At 67.9% G+C, this 20,678-nt stretch carries 18 protein-coding genes; 3 read left to right on the top strand and 15 right to left on the bottom strand.

Features of this window, described 5'->3' with window-relative positions; genetic code table 11:
* The coding region (locus KHO18_RS25530) for a thiamine pyrophosphate-dependent enzyme (RefSeq protein WP_211944111.1) at nt 1-1,099 on the top strand (1,099 nt) is incomplete at its 5' end.
* 27 nt (nt 1,100-1,126) lie between these two features.
* Here KHO18_RS25530 and KHO18_RS25525 read toward each other — a convergent pair.
* Nucleotides 1,127-1,444 carry a hypothetical protein gene (locus KHO18_RS25525; RefSeq protein WP_144196224.1) on the bottom strand — a complete coding sequence of 106 codons (318 nt, stop codon included), beginning with the start codon at nt 1,442-1,444 and terminating at the stop codon, nt 1,127-1,129.
* 169 nt (nt 1,445-1,613) lie between these two features.
* Between KHO18_RS25525 and KHO18_RS25520 the strand changes: the two genes are divergently transcribed.
* Nucleotides 1,614-2,501 carry an RNA polymerase sigma-70 factor gene (locus KHO18_RS25520; protein ID WP_144195211.1) on the top strand — a complete coding sequence of 296 codons (888 nt, stop codon included), beginning with the start codon at nt 1,614-1,616 and terminating at the stop codon, nt 2,499-2,501.
* A gap of 211 nt (nt 2,502-2,712) precedes the next feature.
* Complete coding sequence (locus KHO18_RS25515; RefSeq protein ID WP_244845091.1) at nt 2,713-3,573, top strand: MBL fold metallo-hydrolase; 861 nt, start codon at nt 2,713-2,715, stop codon at nt 3,571-3,573.
* A 91-nt stretch (nt 3,574-3,664) separates the two neighbouring features.
* Here the strand turns inward: KHO18_RS25515 and KHO18_RS25510 are convergent, their stop codons facing one another.
* The 14 genes from KHO18_RS25510 to KHO18_RS25445 form a co-directional block, all read right to left on the bottom strand.
* Entirely contained in the window at nt 3,665-4,771 is a 1,107-nt protein-coding gene (locus KHO18_RS25510) for a porin (protein WP_211944110.1), read from the bottom strand.
* 170 nt (nt 4,772-4,941) lie between these two features.
* Nucleotides 4,942-6,189 carry an ABC transporter substrate-binding protein gene (locus KHO18_RS25505; protein WP_144195214.1) on the bottom strand — a complete coding sequence of 416 codons (1,248 nt, stop codon included), beginning with the start codon at nt 6,187-6,189 and terminating at the stop codon, nt 4,942-4,944.
* Nucleotides 6,190-6,247: 58 nt separating this feature from the next.
* Nucleotides 6,248-7,309 carry a cyclase family protein gene (locus KHO18_RS25500; RefSeq protein WP_211944109.1) on the bottom strand — a complete coding sequence of 354 codons (1,062 nt, stop codon included), beginning with the start codon at nt 7,307-7,309 and terminating at the stop codon, nt 6,248-6,250.
* 159 nt (nt 7,310-7,468) lie between these two features.
* Nucleotides 7,469-8,707, bottom strand: coding sequence for an AI-2E family transporter (locus KHO18_RS25495; RefSeq protein WP_244845090.1), 1,239 nt, complete (start codon nt 8,705-8,707; stop codon nt 7,469-7,471).
* A gap of 262 nt (nt 8,708-8,969) precedes the next feature.
* Nucleotides 8,970-9,119: a hypothetical protein gene (locus tag KHO18_RS25490; protein WP_186296728.1), complete on the bottom strand. Its 150-nt coding sequence runs from the start codon at nt 9,117-9,119 to the stop codon at nt 8,970-8,972.
* 195 nt (nt 9,120-9,314) lie between these two features.
* Nucleotides 9,315-9,752 carry a hypothetical protein gene (locus KHO18_RS25485; RefSeq protein WP_144195216.1) on the bottom strand — a complete coding sequence of 146 codons (438 nt, stop codon included), beginning with the start codon at nt 9,750-9,752 and terminating at the stop codon, nt 9,315-9,317.
* A gap of 84 nt (nt 9,753-9,836) precedes the next feature.
* A complete protein-coding gene (locus tag KHO18_RS25480) occupies nt 9,837-10,793 on the bottom strand; it encodes a LysR family transcriptional regulator (RefSeq protein ID WP_144195217.1) in 957 nt (318 codons plus the stop codon).
* Nucleotides 10,790-12,499, bottom strand: a complete 1,710-nt coding sequence (locus tag KHO18_RS25475) for an MBL fold metallo-hydrolase (protein ID WP_211944108.1) — start codon at nt 12,497-12,499, stop codon at nt 10,790-10,792. The genes KHO18_RS25480 and KHO18_RS25475 overlap by 4 nt, the downstream gene beginning before the upstream one ends.
* Before the next feature lie 115 nt (nt 12,500-12,614).
* On the bottom strand, nt 12,615-15,017 hold the full coding sequence (locus KHO18_RS25470; protein WP_211944107.1) for a DNA polymerase II: 2,403 nt from the start codon (nt 15,015-15,017) through the stop codon (nt 12,615-12,617).
* 60 nt (nt 15,018-15,077) lie between these two features.
* Nucleotides 15,078-15,446 (bottom strand): c-type cytochrome, encoded by a 369-nt coding sequence (locus KHO18_RS25465; RefSeq protein WP_144195223.1) that lies wholly within the window; start codon nt 15,444-15,446, stop codon nt 15,078-15,080.
* A gap of 20 nt (nt 15,447-15,466) precedes the next feature.
* On the bottom strand, nt 15,467-15,883 hold the full coding sequence (locus KHO18_RS25460) for a YkvA family protein (RefSeq protein ID WP_144195225.1): 417 nt from the start codon (nt 15,881-15,883) through the stop codon (nt 15,467-15,469).
* A gap of 115 nt (nt 15,884-15,998) precedes the next feature.
* On the bottom strand, nt 15,999-17,516 hold the full coding sequence (locus tag KHO18_RS25455; RefSeq protein ID WP_280527776.1) for an efflux transporter outer membrane subunit: 1,518 nt from the start codon (nt 17,514-17,516) through the stop codon (nt 15,999-16,001).
* 5 nt (nt 17,517-17,521) lie between these two features.
* Nucleotides 17,522-19,504, bottom strand: a complete 1,983-nt coding sequence (locus KHO18_RS25450; RefSeq protein ID WP_144195229.1) for a glycosyltransferase family 2 protein — start codon at nt 19,502-19,504, stop codon at nt 17,522-17,524.
* Between the two features lie 2 nt (nt 19,505-19,506).
* Nucleotides 19,507-20,678 (bottom strand): hypothetical protein (locus KHO18_RS25445; protein WP_211944106.1); only part of this gene is annotated, 1,172 nt, incomplete at its 5' end.

Here is a 20,678-nt window from a genome sequence, read left to right as displayed (position 1 = left end):
CGAGGATGCCCGGGCGCTGGCCGACGCGCTGGCCGAGGCCCGCCAGCCGCTGGTGATTGCCGGCGGCGCCGGCTGGACCGACGCCGCGGTGCGCGACTTCGCCGCCTTCGTCAAGGCATGGAACCTGCCCGTGGCCTGCGCCTTCCGCCGGCAGGACGTGATCGATAACCGCGACCCGCACTACATCGGCCATCTGAGCCTGGGCGTGAGCCCCAAGCTGGCCGAGCGGGTGCGCACGGCCGACCTGATCGTGGCGGTCGGCACCCGGCTGGGCGACATCGCCACCGATGGCTACACGCTGCTGGAAGTCCCGCGTCCCAAGCAGAAGCTGGTGCATATCCATGCCGATAGCGGCGAGCTGGGCCGCGTCTACCAGTCGGCACTGCCGATCCATTCGGGCGTGGTGCCTGCGGCAGCCATGCTGGCCGCGCTGCCGGCGCCGGCTTCTATCGGATGGAAGGACTGGACCAGCGGTGCCCGGGCCGAGCACGAGGCCTTCGTCACGCCGCCCAAGCCGCATGCGGAACTGACGGGCGTGGATATGGCCGCGGCGATGTCGCACCTGAACGCCGTGCTGCCCGAGGACGCCATCCTCAGCAACGGCGCCGGCAACTACACGGTCTGGCTGCACCGCTTCTATGCCTACAAGCGTCCGCGCACGGAACTGGCGCCCACCTGCGGCGCGATGGGCTACGGCCTGCCGGCCGCGATTGCCGCGAAGCTGCGCGCCCCCGAGAAGACCGTGGTCTGCCTGGCTGGGGACGGCTGCTTCCTGATGTACCCGCAGGAGATCGCCACGGCCGCCGCGCATGGCGCCAACCTGATCGTGATCCTGGTGAACAACCGCATGTACGGCACCATCCGCATGCATCAGGAGAAGCGCTACCCGGGCCGCCAGAGCGGCACGACCATCGCCAACCCGGATTTCGTGGCGATGGCGCGCGCCTGCGGCGCATGGGCGGAGCGGGTGGAGAAGACAGAGGACTTTGCGGCGGCCTTCGAGCGCGCCCGCAACGCCGGCCAGCCGGCCGTGCTGGAGCTGATGACCGACCCGCTGCAGATCACGCCGGCGATGCGCGTGACCGACCTGCCGGCCTGAGCCGGGATCAGACGCTGCCTGGGCTACCTAGAACAGCGCCGCTTGTGGCCGGGCCTCGTGCCCGGCTTTTTCATGGCCGGACGCCGGGCGGGCCAGGATTTCGCGGATCTGCTCCAGATACCGCTCGCCTACCGCGCGATGGGTCTTGCGGGCCTCGTCGGCCAGCGCGCGGCGCGACGGCGCCCGAATCCCGATCAAACGGCAAATCGTTGAAAGATAAGGCTTTTTGTCGTCGACGGTGGCCCGGCGGGCGGCCGACAGCAAGGCCGCATCGCCAATGCGCCCCCGCAGCCAGACCAGCACCTGGCGGTCATATTCGTTCTGCACACGGATCAGGTGAATCAGGTGTTCCATTCCGCACTCCGATATACTGTTCATTCATACAGTTACTGTAAATATATACAGTGAATCGGAATTTTCAAGGTGTGCGTCGGAAAACCCTTGAAAGTGCTTGCGCTGGCCCGGTTCGCATGGTCACCATGGCGGTCTGCAAGCCGCCTTTTTGCATCGAATCATGGACGACACCACCGCCACCTTCCACAAGCTGCGCCCGCGCCTGCACGGGATTGCCTACCGGATGCTGGGCGCCGTGGCCGAAGCCGAGGACGTCGTACAGGACGCCTGGCTGCGCTGGCACACGGCTGACCAGACGGACATCGACAACGCCGAGGCCTGGCTGGTTTCGGTCACCACCCGCATCGCCATCGACCGCCTGCGCGCGGCCAAGACCCAGCGCGAGCACTACAGCGGGATCTGGCTGCCCGAGCCGCTGATCACGGACAGCCCGGACACCCCCGAGGCCATCACGGAGCGCGCCGACGATATCTCCGTGGCCTTCCTGCTGTTGCTGGAGCGCCTGACGCCCGAGGCCCGCGCCGCCTTCCTGCTGCGCGAGGTCTTCGACAACGACTACGACGAGGTGGCGCGCGTGATCGGCAAGAGCGAGGCCACGTGCCGCCAGCTGGTGAGCCGCGCCAAGACCCAGCTACGCGACGACCGGCCGCGCTTCACGGTGTCTCCGGACACCCATCGGCACATGGTCCAGGCTTTCGCCCACGCGATGCAGGGCGGCGACTTTGCCGGCATCCAGGCGCTGCTGGCCGATGACGCCACGCTGGCTGGCGACGGCGGCGGCAAGGTCCAGACCTTCCCCAAGCCGCTCGAAGGCGCGCGCCGCATCGCCCAACTGTTCTACGCCACGCGCCTCAAATACCCCGGCGAGGGGCTCCGGGTGCAACTGGTGCTGCTCAACGGCGAGTGGGCGCTGCTGCGCTACTTCGACGGCGCGCTGGAGTCCGCGCAGACCTTTGTGGTGGAAGGCGACCGCATCGCCCGCATCCACGTGCAGCGCAACCCGGACAAGCTGGCGCGCATTGCGGAGTATTTTGGCGGGGAGGCGTAGAGCGGGCGTCGTTGTTTCCCGCCGCGCACCAAAGTGTGTCCAGCCGCATGTCTACCGAGCGATGGCCTGGCCGCGTACGCTACTTCTCACGAGGTACCACCGGCCCGGCGAAAAGAATCCTGCAACGCGAAGTTCGCCGGCAATGAAAATTTGTCAGAAGCAGGAGACAGACATGTGCTTATGCCACGGATCACTTTACCCTGATCACGACTTGGTTCCGTCGCACTACGCGACGCGTATCGGCGATATCGAGGTAATGGTCATTAGCGATGGGGCGATACCCGTACCCGCCAACGTCCTGGGCACCAACGTTGATTCGGCCGTCCGGGATGCCGCGCTGCGCGGCAGATTCCTGCCGGACGTGATCGATTGGGGGCTGAACGTCGTCGTCGTCCGTAGCGGCGGCCGGACGATCCTCATCGACGCCGGGATGGGGTCGGAGATGCCGGAATCCACGCGGACCGGACGCCTGGCCCTACGATTGAAGGGCGCCGGCATCCATCCCGGGACCGTGACCGATGTCATCGCGACCCACATTCACATGGACCATATTGGCGGGCTGCTCGACGAGCGGCTGAGGAGTCAGATGCGTCCGGACCTGCGGGTGCACGTGTCGCACACGGATGTCGAATTCTTTGAGTCGCCCGATTTCTCCCACAACACCTTCAACGGCATTCAGGACATCATCCGGACCAGCGCCCGGAACTTCCTGGACGCGTACAAGAGCGAGTTGCGGCCGTTCGACAAGGAGTGCCAGGTGGCGCCCGGGGTTGTCGTCACGCTCACCGGTGGCCACACCCCCGGGCACAGTATGGTTCGCGTGGCCTCCGGGGGGGAACGGCTGACGTTCGCGGGTGACGCGGTGGTCCCGGTCGGTGTCGAATGCCCCGAATGGCAAAACGCCTTCGATCACGAACCCGAGGAGGCAGCTCGCGTCCGGGTTCGCCTCTTGCGAGAGGCTGCGGCGACCGGCGAGTTGTTCTTGGCCAGCCACTTATCGTTCCCCTCACTCGGCCGCGTCGCGGTCGATGGCAATGCCTTCCGATATATACCGGCCAACTGGGCATACTGAATAACGGCAGGCATAAAAAAGAGCCCGCCAAGGCGGGCCCAAAGACGAAGGGAAAGTCTCCGTCAAGTGGATGTCAGCGGGGACAACGCGCTCAGAAGCGGTGGCGAATGCCGACGATGGCGCCGAACTGGTTCTGGCCGGCGCCCACCTGTTCGGTTGTGGCCGTCAGGGTGCTGGCGCTGCGGTTCAGCGACGGGCCGAAGCCGGACAGGCCCATGGCCGAGCCGTCCCGGTTCTGGGCGTAGGCCACGATGGTGTACAGGTCGGTGCGCTTGGAAAACGCGTACGTGCCGGACAGCACGAAGCTGTACGGGTCGCCGCCGCTGTTGCGTACGTCGGTGTAGTAGGCCGCGCCGGTCAGCGTGATGGCCGGGGTGACCTGGTAGTTCGCGCCGATCCAGTACAGGTTGGTGCGCAGCGAGCTGCTGGCGAAGTCGCCGTAGTACCAGCGATAGCCGGCGAAGGCGCGGGCCCGGCCGAAGTCGTAGCTGGCGCCGAGGGTGGCGCGGCGCTCGCGGTTGTCGTCCGTGACGACGGTGCTGCCGCGCACCTCGTCGTAGACCACGCGGGCGGACAGCGGGCCAGCCCTGTAGCCCACGCTGGCGCTGAAGTTCCGGCCTGCCTTGTAGTCGCCCGGCACCTCGCCGCCGGCGCTGCTGTCGTAGCCGGTGCTGTAGAACAGGCCGTAGTACAGCGCGCCGGTCTGGCCGGTGAACTTCACCGAATTGTCGGCGCGGCCCGACATCCATTTGTCGTGCATCAATACCGAGTAGCGCGTGGCGATGGCCATCGGATCATAGGCCAGCGAGAAGTCGTACAGCACGGTCTGGTGGCGGCCCAGAGACAGCGTGCCGTACTGGTTCTGCAGGCCGACGAACGCCTGCCGACCGAACATGCGGCCGCCCTGGTTGGCGCTGCCGGTGTCGAGGTCGAAGCCGTTTTCCAGCGTGAAGACGGCCTTCAGGCCGCCGCCGAGGTCTTCGGCGCCGCGCAGGCCCCAGCGCGAGGTGGACAGGTTGCCGGCGGACATCCGCACGACGTTGTTGCTGCCCCCGGTGGCCGCGTTGGGCACGTTGGTCAGGAATTCCACGCCGGCGTCGACGACACCGTAGAGCGTGATGCTGCCCTGGGCGTGGGCAGCGGCGGGCAGGGCAGGGAGGACGGCCATGGCGGCCAGGCAGGCGAGACGGGTCTTCATGTGTTCGTGATCCTTGTTATGGGTCGCCGCCGGCGCACCCCGTAAGGGCTCGGGCGTGCTGGCGGCGACTGCAATGTAACGAGGGATCAGGAACGGGAGAAGCGCGTCTGGTCTGACAGACTGTCCCGGGATTTGAACAATTGGGGAGTCAGACTCCCCTCAGCGCGCCGTCAGCGTCCCTTCAACAGCGGACACTGCGACTTCGACGGTGGGATGAACGCCTGGTCGCCCGGCACCGTGGCCAGCACCTTGTAGTAGTCCCACGGGTACTTGGACTCGGCCGGCGTCTTGACCTCGAACAAATACATATCGTGCACCATGCGCCCATCGGCGCGGATGCGGCCGTTCTTGGCGAAGAAGTCGTTGATCGGCATCGCCTTCATCTTCTCCATGGTCGGCGCGGTCTCGTCGGTGCCGGCCGCCTGCACCGCCTTCAGGTAGTGCGTGACGGACGAGTAGACGCCGGCCTGGCTCATGTTCGGCATCTTCTTGACCTTGTCGAAGTACTTGCGCGACCACGCGCGCGTGGCGTCGTTCATATCCCAGTAGAACGCCTCGGTCAGCACCAGCCCCTGCGCGGTCTTGAGGCCGAGCGCGTGGATGTCGTTGATATAGAGCAACAGCCCGGCCATGCGCTGCTTGCCGTCGCGCGTCAGGCCGAACTCGGAGGCGGCCTTGATGGCGTTGACGGTGTCGCCGCCCGCGTTGGCCAGCCCCACCACCTGCGCCTTGCTGGCCTGCGCCTGGAGCAGGTAGGAGGCGAAGTCGCTGGTGCTGAGCGGATGGCGCGCGGCGCCGAGCACCTGCCCGCCGGCCTCGGTGACCACCGTGGTGGCCGACTGCTGGAGCGTGTGGCCGAAGGCGTAGTCGGCGGTCAGGAAGAACCATGTCTTGCCGCCGCGCTGGACCATTGCCTTGGCCGTGGTGTTGGCCAGCGCGTAGGTGTCGTAGGCGTAGTGCACCGAGATTGGCGTGCACAGGTCATTGGTAATGCGCTCGCTGCCGGGGCCGGAGAACACCACGATCTTGTTCTTCTGCTTCGCCACGTCCAGCACGGCCAGCGCAGGTGCCGAAGCCGCCACATCCAGGATGGCATCGACCTTGTCCGTGTCGAACCATTCGCGCGCCTTGTTGGCGGCGATGTCGGCCTTGTTCTGGTGATCCACCACCACCAGCTCAATTTTCTTGCCGAGCACCTTGCCGCCGAAGTCGTCAATGGCCATCTGCGCCGCCGTGGCGCTGCCGCGCCCGGTCACATCGGCGTAGAGGCCGCTCATGTCGAGCAGCAGGCCGATCTTGACCACGTCATCGGAAATCCCTGCCTTTGGCTGGGCCGAGGCGATGCCGGCCACACCGCCGGCACCGGCCAGCGCCAGCAGCGCAGCGGCAGTCCGCCGCCATGTTGCGGAAGTCTTCATGGTTGTCTCCTCCAGTGTTGTTATCTAGTTCTTCTACGATTTGCAGTCAGACCGTGGCTCATACCGTGGCCACCGGCGTCACCGGCGAGCCCACCGCGCCCGGCAGCCGCAGCGGCGGCGCCGTGAGCATGAAGCGCGAGCGGCGGTGCGCGCGCAGCCAGTCCGCCAGGTCCTTGAGGTACCAGAGTTCGCCGAGCGGCAGCCCCAGCTTGAACAGGCAATGGTGGTGCAGCGGCAGCAGCGGATGCGTCTTCTCTGCGTCGGGCGGCGGCAGGGCCGGGTAGCGCTCCACGGCGTAGTTGTCGGCGATCAGCGCCGCGATGCCGGAATCGGTGATCCAGTTCAGCAGGCGGGTGTCGCGCCCGTTCAGGGCGGCGCAGCTGTGGTGGAGCACCGCTTCGTCGGGCTCACGCTGCATCGACAGCACGACTTCGGCAAAGCCGGTGCGCAGCAGGAGCATGTCGCCGGGCTCCACTTCCACGCGATGGGTGTCCATGGCGTGCATCAGGTCGTCATAGCCGACGTTGCGGAAGTCCATGCCGAACACATCGGCCAGATCCACCAGCACGCCCCGGCCCTGCATGCCCTTGACGGCGAAGTTCTCGATGCCGAGCGCGTCGGCGTGGCTGTGGGCATGGCCGTGGCTGCAGTCGTGGGCGGCGAACTGGTCGTCATCGGCATAGTCGACCGGGCCGACGATGTCCGCGTTGGCGCGATAGCCGTTGTAGTAGACGCGCTCGGGCCTGCCGTCGCCATCCGCATCGAACAGCGCGCCCACGTGGGCCAGGGAGTCCCACTGGGTGGAGTACTGGAGGCAGAGCAGCACCTGGTCGTCGCTGATGACATCGGTCGCGGCCGGGTTCACCTTGGCCAGCGGGAAGTTCATGTACGGGGAGTCGTCGCGGAAAGTGGGGCGCAGCTCGGGCGGATGGCGGCGCGGATTGAGCTTGTTGCCGCCCGGGTAGTCCAGTGGCAGCGAGAGGCAGAAGCTGCGCCCCGCCTGGATCTCGCGCGCGCCCTTGAGCACCTGCTCGGGGCCGATCAAGTTGACGCGCCCCAGTTGATCGTCAGGACCGAAATCGCCCCAGTTGGAGCCCTGCGGACGTTGCTGCCAACGCATGCCTGATACCTCCCTTGCGAAAGATGATGCCGGTTGAAGCGCCGCCGCCACATCGCGGCGCAGCATCCGGTTATACGTGATCCATGCGGCGCGGTCATTCTGCGTCGCATCAAGTTCCGCGTGACGAAATAGGAGGGAGGAGGACGAGGCGGGGAGGGGCTATTCGCCGAGGAACTCGGCCAATACTTCCAGCCCTTCGACGTGGTCGGCCACGACCTTGGCGATGACGGCCAGCGGAATTGCCAGCAGCATCCCCCAGGTGCCCCAGAGCCACGTGAACAGCAATAGCGAGACGAAGACGGCCACGGCGTTCATGCGCGCCATGCGGCCCGTCATCCAGGTGGTCATGCCGGAGCCGATCAGCGTGGCGATCAGCAGCGACCCGCCAGCCGCCGCTGCCGCAACGGACAGCGTGCCGAACTGCATGAACCCGGCCACGCCCAGGCACAGCGCAATCAGCACCGCGCCGAAGTACGGCACCAGGTGCAGCGCCGCGGCGGCCAGCGCCCAGGCGCCGGCATTGTCGATCGACAGATACCTGAGCAGGATGTACGTACAAAGCCCCAGCGCGGCGTTGGTGATGACCAGCATCAGCATGTAGCGCTGGATCGCCCGGTTGATCTCGTCGAGCATGTGCACGCTGATCTTCTTCTGGCTGATGGTGGTACCGGCCATCTTGATGAACTTGCGCTTGAACATGTCGCCGCCCAGCAGCAGGAACCAGGTCAGGAACAGCACGACCACGGCCTGCGCCAGCATCGCGAAGACGCCCATCGAGCCTACCCAGATGGCGTTGTTGAGCGCGTCGGCGGAACGCTCCACCACGATCGGCGCGCCCTTGGCGGGCGGCGGCTGGCCGGTACCGACCAGTACCGTGGCGGCGCGGCGGATCTTTTGCAGCATGGAGTCGTCGCCGCTCACCAGTTCGCCCAGCGAGCGGGAGAGCTTGCTGGCGATGGCGGGCAGGCGGTCGACGATCGATTCGATCTGCCCCTGGAGCAGGTAGGCGCCGCACAGCAGCAGGGCCAGCATGCCGAGCAGCACCACGGTAGCGCCCATGGCGCGCGGTATGCGCTGGCGCTGGAGCCACTCGACCATGGGATCGAGCAGGTAGGCGATGACGATGGCCACCACCACCGGCACGATGAAGTCGCGGGCGAGGTGCACGGTGTAGAGCGCCGCCAGCGTCGCCAGGATGACCAGCGCCGTGCTGGCGCGCCGCACCGAGACGGACAGCTTGGGGGTGATGCGAACGGGTGCCGCCGGCACGGCGTCCACTGGCACCTCGGCCTTGGCGGCGGGTGCCCCCTCCGCCAAGGCTTCTGGCACGACATCAGGCCCGGCCACGGTGCCGGGCGGGGTGGCCCGCATGGCGGGCTGGATCGGTACGCGCGACATGGGTGGCAGGGCGGCTCGCAGACATGAAGGGCATGGCGTCACGAGGCGGACGCCTGCCATAACGATAGACACTGCGGGGCCGGGGCGGGTGTCGGCGCGTTGCGGGTCGCGCTGTAGGACAGCGGCGCGACCTTCCGGGGTGATCTGGGTCGTGTGCAGCCTGATACACGGAAACCCCACCAAAGCAAAAGCCCGGTCTCGTGAACCGGGCTTCTGGGGATTGCGTGGCTGGCGTGGCCGGGGGCGATCAGCGCCTGGCGGGTTAGCGCGTCAGCGTCGAATGATCGTCGCCGTGAGAGCCGGCGCCCGACTGCTTGAGCAGCGGGTCATTCTTGAGCACCCAGCGGGCGCCAAAGGCCAGAGCGACGATACAGGCCAGCATATACGCAACGATCACAGTGAGAGTCAGCATGGCATCACAGGAGTAGGTTGCGACCGCGTTGCCAGCTTCCGCTGGCGGGCCGATGGGAACGAATTGTATGTGAGGCAAAACGTTTCGCCGGCACCGATTCGCCTGAAATTTTCTGTATGCCGATCTAAGCCCAATTAATATCGGCACGTTCTACGAGGAACATGGATCATGGCCGCCTCGCACAACTTCCCCCCCCTAGAAGTAGCACCCCATCTCGTATTGCTGCGAACGCAAAGCGTGCACGTCGCTGCGGTAGCGGTCCGCGCGGCTCCAGTACTCGGTGGTATGCATGGCGCGCTCGGCGGCCCGCGCCTGGTACTCGAGTGCCCGGCACTGGTTCCAGAAGGCGTTCTGCGCGCGCAGGTCGAGGTCGTCCTCGCGGCCCTGCCAGGCCTGGATCTGTTGCGCCAGCTGGGCGCGGCTTTGCAGGTAGGCCTGTTCGTCCTGACGGATCTTGGGGGTCTTGGTGATGGTGGTCACGTTGGCGCGCATGCCGGACGTGACGTCGCGGTAGCCCGCCGGACACGATGCCGCCGTATAGAGCGTTTCCTTGCCGCTCTGGCACTTGGTCACGGCATGGGCCGCGCCGGAGGCGGCCAGCGTCAGCAGCAGGATGGCAATTTGTCTGGGCATGGCGGCACCTTGGACGAATGGCGATGTCATCCAATGTAGGCAGCGCTGCGCCGCGCTGCCAGTACGGCAAGGTATCCAGATATTTCAGGTACGGGGGGTGACGCGCGGGTTGACGCGCTTTGAGTGGCCAGACACGGCTTTGGCGCCCTGCATTTCGGCATTGGCGGTCAGCAGCATGTCGTACAGCTGCTGCGCCGCCGGCGAGAGGGACCGGCCACGGCGCCGGATCAGCCCCACCGTGCGCGAGACGGTGGGCTCCACCAGCGGCACGCTGGTCAGCGTGGGATGCTTGCCCGGCGGCATGGCCAGCCGGGGCACCGCCGCCACGCCGAGCCCGGCTTCCACCAGGCTCACCAGCGTGCTGACGTGGCGCACCTCGCAGTACCACTGCGGGCGGTCGGGCACGTCGGTCAGCGCCAGGTCCAGCAGCATGCGGTTGCCGCTGGCCTTGCCCACGGTCATGTAGTCGTACTGGCCCAGCTCGGCCCAGGTGACCTTGCGCTTGCGCGCCAGCGGATGGTCGGGCGGGCAGGCCACCACGAACGGTTCCTTGAGCACGGGTTCGAACTCGACGTCCGGCTCCTGCGTGCCGATGTAGTTCAGGCCGAAGTCGGCCTCGTTGCGGACGATCAGGTTCAGCACCTCGTTGGCGCCTTCGTCGATCAGCCGCACGACGATGCGCGGCCACCTCTCGTGGTACTTGCGCAGCACCGCCGGCAGGAAGTAGCGCACCGCCGACGGCACGCACGCCACCGTCACTTCGCCGGTCACGCGGGTGGCCACGTCCCGGATGCCGAGCAGCGACTCCTCCAGCCCGTTCAGCAGCTCTCGTGCCTTGCGCGAGAACTCCCGGCCCACGGCGGTCATCTCCACCGAGCGCGTGGTCCGGTCGAACAGCCGCACGCCGAGCGCGTCTTCCAGCTTCTCGATCCGGCGCGACAAGGCCGGTTGGGACAGATGCAGCTCTGTCGCCGCCGCGCGGAAGCTGCTCAGCTCAGCCACCGCCACGAAGGCGCGCAGATCGGACAGATTGAAATTCATGCCGAAATCAGATGCCAGACCGCCTCGGTCTCGCGCGCCACGCCGTCTTCCTCAAGCTTGCGCAGGTGGGCCAGCAGCGAGCGCTGCGCCACCGGGTGCATGCGCTCGGGCACGTCGTCGTAGACGCTGGCGAGCAGGGTGCCGATATCGGCCGGCGCCAGCGCGCGCAGCGCGTTGAGCACCTTGGCCTCACGCTGCTGCCGATGGCGAATCAGCAGCCGGATGGCATCCCGGGGGCGCGGCATCAGGAAGCCATGGCCCGGCGCAATCCACTCCAGGTCTTCGTCGAGCAGCGCCTGCAGGGACGCCAGATAGGCGCGCATATCCCCATCGGGCGGATTGATGACCACGCTGGAGCCCTGCATCACGTGGTCGCCCGTGAACAGCGTCTTCTCCTCCTCGAGCAGGTAGCAGAGATGGTTCGACGCATGCCCGGGCGTGTGCACTACCCGCAGCGTGGCGTGCGGGCCGAGCACGATCCGCTCGCCGTGCTCGGGCATGCGGTCCGGCGCGAAGGTCTGGTCCTGGCGGTCCTGCACGGCGGTCACGCGCCCCCAGACCGGCGCGCCGGTGGCCTCGCGCACCGCCACGGAGGCGGGGGAATGATCCAGATGGGTATGCGTGACGAGAATCCACTTCACCGGGCCCGGCGCGGCAGCCAGCACCGCGGTGATATGGGCCGGGTCGGCAGGGCCGGGATCGATCATGGCCCAGGTGTTGTCCGTGCCGCCGCCCACGAAGTAGGTGTTGGTGCCGGGGCCGGTCATCACGTTGCCGTTGTCCGCCGTGACGCGCCAGACCCGCTCGGACAGCTTCACCGCCGCGCCCGGCGCCAGCGCGTAGCGGCCATGGCCGGCGCCATCGGGGTCGATCCGGGCGATTTCGGCATACGGCGCCTCCTCCGGCATCACCGGCCGCACGCCCTTGGGGCCGGTGGCCAGGCGCGGCATGATCTGCACGATGTTGCGCAGCTGCCGGGCATGGTCGAAGCACGCCTGCGCGGTCTGGAAGTGCGAAATCGACTGGAGCATGCGGCGCGTGACGTTGACCAGCGAGATCTGGTTGGCCGGGTCGAGCGCATCGACGGGCCGCATCCAGCGATGCTCCACCGCCTCGACGCCATCGTGCCGCGCGGTCTGCCCAGCCGGCGCCAGCGCAAAGAAGAAGCGCGTGTCGAAGCGCTTCGGCAGGCCGGGCGGCGTCAGCCAGTGGCTGCCATAGGCCAGCTGGTCCACTGCGAGGCGCACGCCCAGCCGTTCGCAGACATGGGCGATGCCCGCGCCGCTATAGCCGGCGGCTTCGCGCAGGCTGCCGTAGGTGTCGGCGTCGAGTGCATCGAGATCCACATTCTGGCCATTGGCATCGCGGGCGAATAACAGGCCCGCTTCCTCGAACGCCTCGCGGGCGGCGCAGAGGTAGTAATCGAGCCCGTTCTGGTCGACGTTGAGCCGGGCGCTGGCGGCCGCATCATCGAGGCCATCACAGAGCGGATGAAGTGCCGCATCCTGCTCATCCAGCGTGCCGCCGGGGAAGACGAAGGCGCCCGCGCTGCGGTCGTCGTCGCGCTGGGGGCGGCGCATCATCAGCACTTCCATGCCCGCGGGGCCGTCGCGGAGCACCAGCACGCTGGCGGCGGCGCGCAGGGCTTTGGAGCGAACAGGGGCGGCGGCGGTGGCAGTGGTGGTGGTGGCGGCGGTCTCGGACATGGGGACGGAGTGGGGCGCAGTATCAGAACAGGCGCCAAGTGTAATGGGTTCGGGCGGTTCGAATCTGCCGCGATGCAGCAGGAATCCCGCGCTGCTCTTGGGATGGGGGCGGATTTCAGTCCGGAAACAGCGCCATCTGCCCGGTCAGCAGCGTGTCGAAATCGTCGTCGAGGAAGGGCAGGATGGCATCGGCAATCGGCTGGAGCTGTTTTGTGATGTAGTGGTCATAATCGATCGGCGACTGGCGCGGATCGAGCGTCTCCATCGGCATCGGCCCGGCCACCGTCATCACATAGCTGATCCAGCCGCCGTTCTGGTACTGGCGCGGACGGCCCTGACTGTCGTTATAGGCATCGGCCAGCCGCGCGGCGCGCACGTGGGGCGGCACGTTGCGCTGGTAGTCGCCGAGCTGGCGGCGCAGGCGCTTGCGGTAGACCAGTTGCGCGTCCAGTTCGCCGGCCAGCGTGCGGCGCACGATGTCCCGCACATAGTCGCGGTACGGCTCGCGGTTGAAGATCATCGCGTACAGCGTCTGCTGGAACTGCTGCGCCAGCGGGGACCAGTCCGTGCGCACCGTCTCCAGCCCCTTGAACACCATCTCGGCGCGGCCATCGGCACGCATGACCTGACCGGCATAGCGCTTCTTGCTGCCAAGTTCGGCGCCACGGATGGTCGGCATCAGGAAGCGCCGGAAGTGCGTCTCGAACTGGAGTTCCAGCGCGCTGTCCAGGCCGAAGGTCTGGCGCAGGTGGTCGCGCCACCAGTCGTTGACGTAAGCCACGAGTTCACGCCCGATGCGTGCCGCATCGTCCTCGGCATGGGCACCGCGCAGCCAGACGAAGGTGGAATCGGTGTCGCCATAGATCACGTCAAAGCCGCGCGCCTCGATCAGCAGCCGGGTCTGGCGCATGATCTCGTGGCCGCGCATGGTGATCGACGACGCCAGGCGCGGGTCGAAGAAGCGGCAGCCGCTCGATCCCAGCACGCCGTAGAACGCGTTCATGATGATCTTCAGCGCCTGCGAGAGCGGCTTGTTCTGCTCGCGCTTGGCCGCCTCGCGGCCCTGCCAGATCCGCGCGACGATGGCGGGCAGGCAGTGCTTGCCGCGCGAGAACCGCGCGCCCCGGAAGCCGGGCACCGAATCGGCATCATCGGGGTGGGCCAGCCCCTCCACCAGGCCAATCGGATCGATCAGGAACGTGCGGATGATCGACGGATACAGGCTCTTGTAGTCCAGCACCAGCACCGACTCGTACAGCCCGGGGCGGGAATCCATGACGAAGCCGCCGGGGCTGGCCTCGGGCGCCAGTTCGCCCAGATTCGGCGCCACGTAGCCCTGCCGGTGCATCAGCGGCATATATAAATGCGTGAACGCTGCCACCGAGCCGCCGCTGCGGTCGGCCGGCAGGCCGGTCACGGTGGCGCGCTCCAGCAGGAAGGTCAGCAGTTCCGTGGCGGCGAAGATGCGCGTGACCAGCTCGCAGTCGCGCAGGTTGTAGCGCGCCAGCGCGGGCTTGTCCTCGGCGAACATGCGGTCGATGGCGTCCATGCGGTCATACAGGTTGTCGATCGCCTTGCCTTCGCCCAGCAGGGTCTGCGCCACCGACTCCAGGCTGAACGACGGGAAACTCCACGTGGCGGCGCGCAGCGCCTCGATGCCGTCGATGATCAGCCGCCCGGCCGCCGCCGCGAAATAGTGCTGCTGCCTGGCGTGCTCGCGCCACTCCATCTCGGCGCCGCCCCGGCCCAGCCGCAGCGGCACCTCGAACTGCACCGCGTGGGCCTGCAGCACGCGCAGGTCGAACTGGACGAGGTTCCAGCCGATGATGGCGTCGGGGTCGTGCTCGGCCAGCCACTGATTGAGCTTCTCCAGCAGGGCGGGGCGGGTGTCGCAGTATTCGAGCGCGAAGTCCACCGGGGTTGGATCGCCGGCCGGCGCCGGGCCGAGCATATAGACCTGCCGCTGGCCGCAGCCTTCCAGCGCAATCGAATACAACTCGCCATGGGCGGTGGTCTCGATATCGAGCGAGACCAGGCGCAGGGTGGGGCGGTAGTCGGTGGCCGGCTTCATCTGCGCGTGGCGCAGCACGCCGCGCGCGTCCCCGCGCGCGTCCCCATGCGCGTCCGGCTGGCCGTCGAACCAGACCGGCGCGGTGATGAAGCGTTCCATCAGGTAGCGCTCGGGCGGGCGGATATCGGCCTCGTAGACATCCACGCCAGCCTGCCGCAGCGCCTTGTCGATCCGGATCAGCTGGCGGTGCTGCTGGCAGTACAGCCCGAGCACGGGCCGGCGGTGGAAGTCCTGCAACTGGAGCAGGCGCAGTTCCACGTCCCGCTCGCCGCGCAGCAGCGGCTCGGCCTGATCGCGCTGGGCTTCGGGCAGGAAAGCGACCGACGGCTGGGGCGGCAGGCGCAGCAGGCGCGGCCCGTGGTCCGTGGCCAGCCAGAAATCGACCTCGGTACCGGCGGGGGTATCGCGCCAGTGCCGGGTCAGGATGAAGCCCTGCTCAAGTGCCACGCTGGAAGCCTATCGAAAACCTGTGGGGAGATGCTGGCCGGATTCTAGCGGAGAGGGCCGTCAGCGCACCGTTTGCAGGAAGGCCAGCAGGTCGGTGATTTCGCCTTCGTCGCCGATGCCCCAGAAGCGCATCTTGTTGCCCGGCACCACCTTGTTCGGGGCGTGGATAAAGGCGCGCAGCGTCTCGGGGGTCCAGACCACCTTCGACGTCTTCATGGCTTCCGAATAGCGGTAGTCGGTTGTCGCGCCTGCCTGCCGGCCGACGATGGCGTTGAGATGGGGGCCGAAGGTGCCGCGCGCGGCCGGGCCAATCTTGTGGCAGGAGGCGCACTTTTTGTCGAACACGGCGCGGCCGGTCTCGATATTGCCGGCGGCGTGGGCATTCGCCGCCAACAAGCCGACGACCACGGGAAGAAGTCTGAAAAACATGTCGATACCGATCACTGCCATCACTGGGAAAAGCCCGCGCGCGACCACCACGCCCAGCCGCCGATGGCCACGGCCAGCCAGACGCCCACCACCAGTGCCACGCCCCAGCGGCTGCGCGGCTTCTTGCCCTCGGTCGTCAGCCATTGCGTGGCCTGGTCGCGGCTGGCGGCCATGATCGGCGCTGGCATCAGCCGGACCGTCAGCCAGATCAGGGCCGGCAGCAGCAGGACATCGTCGAGATAGCCCAGCACCGGGATGAAATCCGGAATCAGGTCGATGGGACTTAGCGCGTAGGCCACCACGACGCCGCACAGCACCTTGACCCACCACGGCGTGGCGGGGTGGCGGCAGGCGAACCAGAGGGCCACGCCATCGCGCTTGACGCGGCGTGCCCACTCGCGGAGCCGTGCGGCCTTGCCGCGGACAGGGGAAACCATGGCGTGGATCGTCGATACGAGCGGAGCGGCATTTTACCGCCGCGCCGGGGGCCGGCGACCGATTTTCCCTGCGTATCCAGTGAAAGCGGAAACCGACATGGCCTGATAACTATGATTATCTCGACCCTGTGTTTAACGTGCCAACTGTGGTGGCCGGCGCGGCCGGTTGGGCCACCGTCGCCTGCGTCCATCCGCCGCCGAGCGCCTTGTACAGGCCCACCCGGCTGGTCAGCCGCGCGAGGCGGATCGTCACCAGCGTCTGCTGGGCGTTGTAAAGCTGCCGCTGCGCGTCGAAGACCCCGAAGTAGTCATCCACCCCGTTCTTGAAGCGGATTTCCGACAGGCGCCGCGTCTCGGTGATCTCCTTCGCCAGTGCCTCCTGGGCAGCGGCCTGGCGGTCGTAGGTGCCACGCGCGGCCAGCCCGTCGGCCACCTCGCGGAAGGCGCCCTGGATGGTCTTCTCGTAGGCGGCCACGTTGATATCCTTCTGCACCTCGGAAACGGTCAGCCGGGCCTGATTGGCGCCCGCGTTGAAGATCGGCAGGGTGATCTGCGGCGCGAAGACCCAGGCCATGCCGCCCGAGAACAGCCCCGCCAGCGTGCTGCTGGCCGCGCCGACGCTGGCAGTGAGCGAGATGGTCGGGAAGAAGGCCGCCCGGGCCGCGCCGATATTGGCGTTGGCCGCCTTGAGCCGGTGCTCGGCGGCCATGATGTCCGGCCGCTGCTCGAGCACGGTGGAGGGCAGCCCGGCCGGCAATTCGGCCACGAAAGCGTTGTTCTCGAAGGGCTGCGGCGCCGGCAGGTCGGTCGGCAGCGGCCCGCCGATCAGCAGCGCCAGCGCATTTTCGTCCTGCGCCACCTGGCGCGTGTACTGTTCCACGCCTACGCGCGCCGTCTCCAGCTGGGTCTGGGCGCGATGCATGTCGAGCTGGGCCATGCCGCCGGCGCGCTTGCTGCGGTCGATCATCTGCGCGGCGTCTTCCTGCACCTTGAGCGTGTCCTGCGAGATCTTCAGCAGTTCCTGATCGGCCCGGAGCGTCAGGTAGGCACTGGCGACTTCGGCCACCAGACTGATTTGTGCGCTACGACGCACCTCTTCGATGGCGAGGTACTGTTCCAGCGCTTCGTGCTTGAGGCTGCGCACCCGGCCAAACAGGTCCAGTTCGAAGGCGTTGAAGCCCACGCCGGCCGTCCATGCATTGATGACCGGGTCTTGCCCGGGCGGACGCAGGTCGCCGCTGATGCGCGAACTGGCAAAGCCGGCGCTGCCGTTGATGGCCGGGAACTGCGCCGCCCGCTGGATGCGGTACTGCGCGCGCGCCTGATCGATCGACAGCGTGGCAATGCGCAGGTCGCGGTTGTTGGCCAGCGCGAGTTCGATCAGCCGGCGCAGGCGCGCATCGGTGAAGAAATCCTCCCAGCCCAGGCTGGCGGCGGGCGCCTGTGCCTGTGGTGCTTGCGCGGCCTGTCCGGCGGATGCACCGGCGGCCCCGGTCTGATAGGCGGCGCCGGTCGGCCATTGCTGGGGCACCGGCGAATCGGGCCGCTGGTAGGTGGGTTCGAGCGTGCAGGCGGCCAGCGCCAGCGGGAGCAGGGGAAGCAGGTGGCGCATCGTCGTGATTTTCTTGGTCATGGTGGTCATCCCGAAAAAGCGCGTCGCAGCAGCCGGGCGATGGCCACGCCGGGCCGGCCGCGGTCTGCGATGTTGTGGGCAGGCTCGCTGAACAGCAGGCGGATCAGGCGGTGGCGGGCGGCCGTGTCGGGGCGCAGCGCCACGCCGGCGAGGTTGCCGCGCGCACGCGCCACGCGGCAGGGCACCCAGCCCAGCGGTTCCAGCCAGATCGCCCCTTCGGCGCCGGCCATGCCGCGCGTGACCTCCGCATTGCCGTCGAGCAGCAGGCCCGCGCCGTTGCAGGAGAGGTCGCGCGTGGTGCCGTGGAATTCGTAGGCCAGGCCATCCTTGCCGTAGAGCCGCAGCACGGCGCGCTCCCGGTGCGGAAAGCGTTCTTCCTTGCGGGGGCGCGGCAGTTCGAAGCACACCAGCAGCGAGGCGAAGTACAGCACCATCGACACCAGCGTCCAGCCGATGTTGAAGGCCAGGCCGGGCGCCGAGCCATCGGCGGCCACGGCGCGCGCCAGCCCCATGCCGGTGAGCAGGAACATGCCGCCGTAGAGCGCGGCGAACTTGCCGTGGATCACCAGCTTCGAGCGGTCCAGCCCCTTGTTGGTGACCTTGAACGGCCGCCCGAACGGCTTGAACACGGCGCTGGCGAGCGTGGCGGTGACCGCCAGCGCCGCCACGATCTGGGTGACCTCGGTGAAGATCGGCATCGCCCGCGAGCCGGTGATCCAGATGCTGTAGGCCCAGTACAGCAGCAGCGCCGGCACGCCGTAGGCGAGGAACTGGACCGGATCGCCATACAGCGTTGGCACGTTGAAATACCAGTAGAGCAGGGGGCCGGCCAGCAGCATCAAGGTGAACGGGCGGCTCAGCCAGTGGAGCAGGCCGTGGACGTAGTGCAGCCGCTGCCGCAGCGAGTAGCCGCGCCCGCGCAGGGGGCCGTCGGCAGTGAGCGCCACCTGGATCGTGCCCAGCCCCCAGCGGCTGCGCTGGCTGATGTACTCCGGCAGGCCCTCGGCGGACAGGCCCACGCTGAGCCGCTCGTTGAGCCAGCGCGTGATGTAGCCGTGCGGCATCAGGCGGTAGGTCAGGTGGATGTCCTCGGTGACCGTGCCGGTTGGGAATCCGCCGATCCTGGCCAGCGCGTCGCGCCGCACCACGAACGAGGTGCCGATGCAGAACGCGGTGCCCCAGGCGTCCTTGGCCGGCTGCATCACATCGAAGAAGGCGCGCTGCTCATCCACCCAGCATTCGGTGGAGCGCAGGTTGTACTGGATCGGGTCGGCGTTGTAGTAGAACTGCGGCGTCTGCACCACGCCGACCACGGGGTCATCGAACAGGCCGATGGTGCGCAGCAGGATGTTCCGGTTCGGCGCGAAGTCCGCGTCCAGCACCATGATGAACGGCGCACCGCCGGCCTCGGCGCTGTGCTGCAGCCCGTTGTTGAGGTTGCCGGCCTTGGCGTGGGCGTTGTCCGGCCGGGTCACGTAGCGCGCGCCAACCGTGCCGCAGAAGTCCTTGAGCCAGTCACGCCGGGTATCGTCGAGCACCCAGACGCGGAAGTTCGGATAGTCGATGGCCAGCGCTGCGACGATGGTCTTCTCGAGCACGTCCAGCCCCTCGTTGTAGGTGGCGATGAAGATGTCCACCTGCGGCACCTCGGGGCTGCGGCGCAGCGCCGCCTCGCCGGCATCGGCTGCCGCGCTATGGTCCGAGGTGCGCGTCAGCGTGACGATGGAGATCAGCGTGTAGGCAATCGTCAGGGTCTCGAAGCCGAAGAACGCGTACGACCACACGCTCGGGAAGTCCAGGCGCCAGTCCGGCAGGGTCTGCGTGCAGCGCCAGACGTAGTAGCACGACAGCAGCACCCCGGCGGCGATGCCGAACAGCCAGCGGTCCGCCGCCCGGTGGCGGCTGCCGCGCAGGCACAGCACCGCGATCAGGAAGGCGCCGGCGTTGATCTCCATCAACATCCGGTTTTCGAGAAAATCGGCGAACATCGTCACTCCTTGTTGGCGACATTGGCGGTGTCGGCCTGACGTCCGCCGGGCTGGAACGGATTCCAGCCCGCCGCGGCCAGGATGGCCCACGCGGTGGCCCCGAGGTGGGGCAGGTGGTAGTAGTAGAAATCGTCGGTGGTGCTGTCCGGGCCGATCTGAAGGCCGGTGCGGATGCGGCGCTCGGGCGTGGCGTAGAGGTAGCCCGAGGGCGCGCGCTGGGCCAGCAGCAGCGGCCAGAGCGGGCGGGCCTCGTCCTCGCGGCCCATGGCGCGCAGGACCAGCGCGGCCTGCCCGGTGCCTTCCGTCCAGACGCCATCGGGGCTGGCATTGAAGCCGTAGCCGCCGCCCACGGCGTGGCGGCTGCGCGTCCAGTCCAGCGCGCGGCGCCAGCCGTTGGCCAATTCGGGCACGGCGATCAGCGGCCATAGCGAGGCATCGAGCGCGGACGGCCCGCCGTTGAGCGTGCGGCCATCGTCGCGCGTGCCGATGACGAAGCGGCCTTCGCCGGGCTGCCACATTGCTTCCACGAAGCGCCTGGCGCGGTCCGCGCCGGTGCGCCAACGCGGGTCATTGCCGTAGCGACCCAGCCAGCGGAAGGCCGCATAGGCATCGACGTTGTGTTCAGTGGACTTCCAGCCCTGCCGCTGCGGCGCGGGCTCATGGCCGAAGAAGCCGCCGATGAAGGCCGCCGGGGGCTCGCTGGCAAAGGTCTGCTTGTCGATCCAGCCCATCAGCGTGCCGGCGGTGTCCAGGTAGCGGCGGTCCTGCGTCGATTCGTAGACCGCCAGCAGCAGCAGCGCGGCCCAGGCGACGTTGCCCGTGGCCGTGCCCACCTGATAGCGGTCTTCGAACCATTTCTTGCTCGGCTCGTCCCACCAGCCCGGCAGCGGCACCGGCCCATCGGGCACGGCGCCGGCGCGGTAGGCGTTGCGCACGCGGCCATCGTGGTAATGGCGGTCACGCGTGACGCCGGCCACCACGCCATCGGCAATCCGGCGCGCGGCGGCGGGCTGCCCGCAGGCAATCAGCGCGATGCCGGCCAGCGCGTTGTCATAGACGAAGGCCGACTGGCGCAGCGCGGCGGGCAGGGGCTCGCCGCCCGGGGCGGGCTCGTAGCTGCCGAGCATGACCGGGCCCTTGCCGGGCAAGGCGCCGACGCGCGCGCTCAGCGCCT

Origin of the sequence: Cupriavidus campinensis (assembly GCF_905397395.1) — a bacterium.
GTDB lineage: Bacteria > Pseudomonadota > Gammaproteobacteria > Burkholderiales > Burkholderiaceae > Cupriavidus > Cupriavidus campinensis.
Note: the sequence above shows the minus strand (reverse complement) of the source record. Positions and strands in the feature narration are given on the sequence as shown.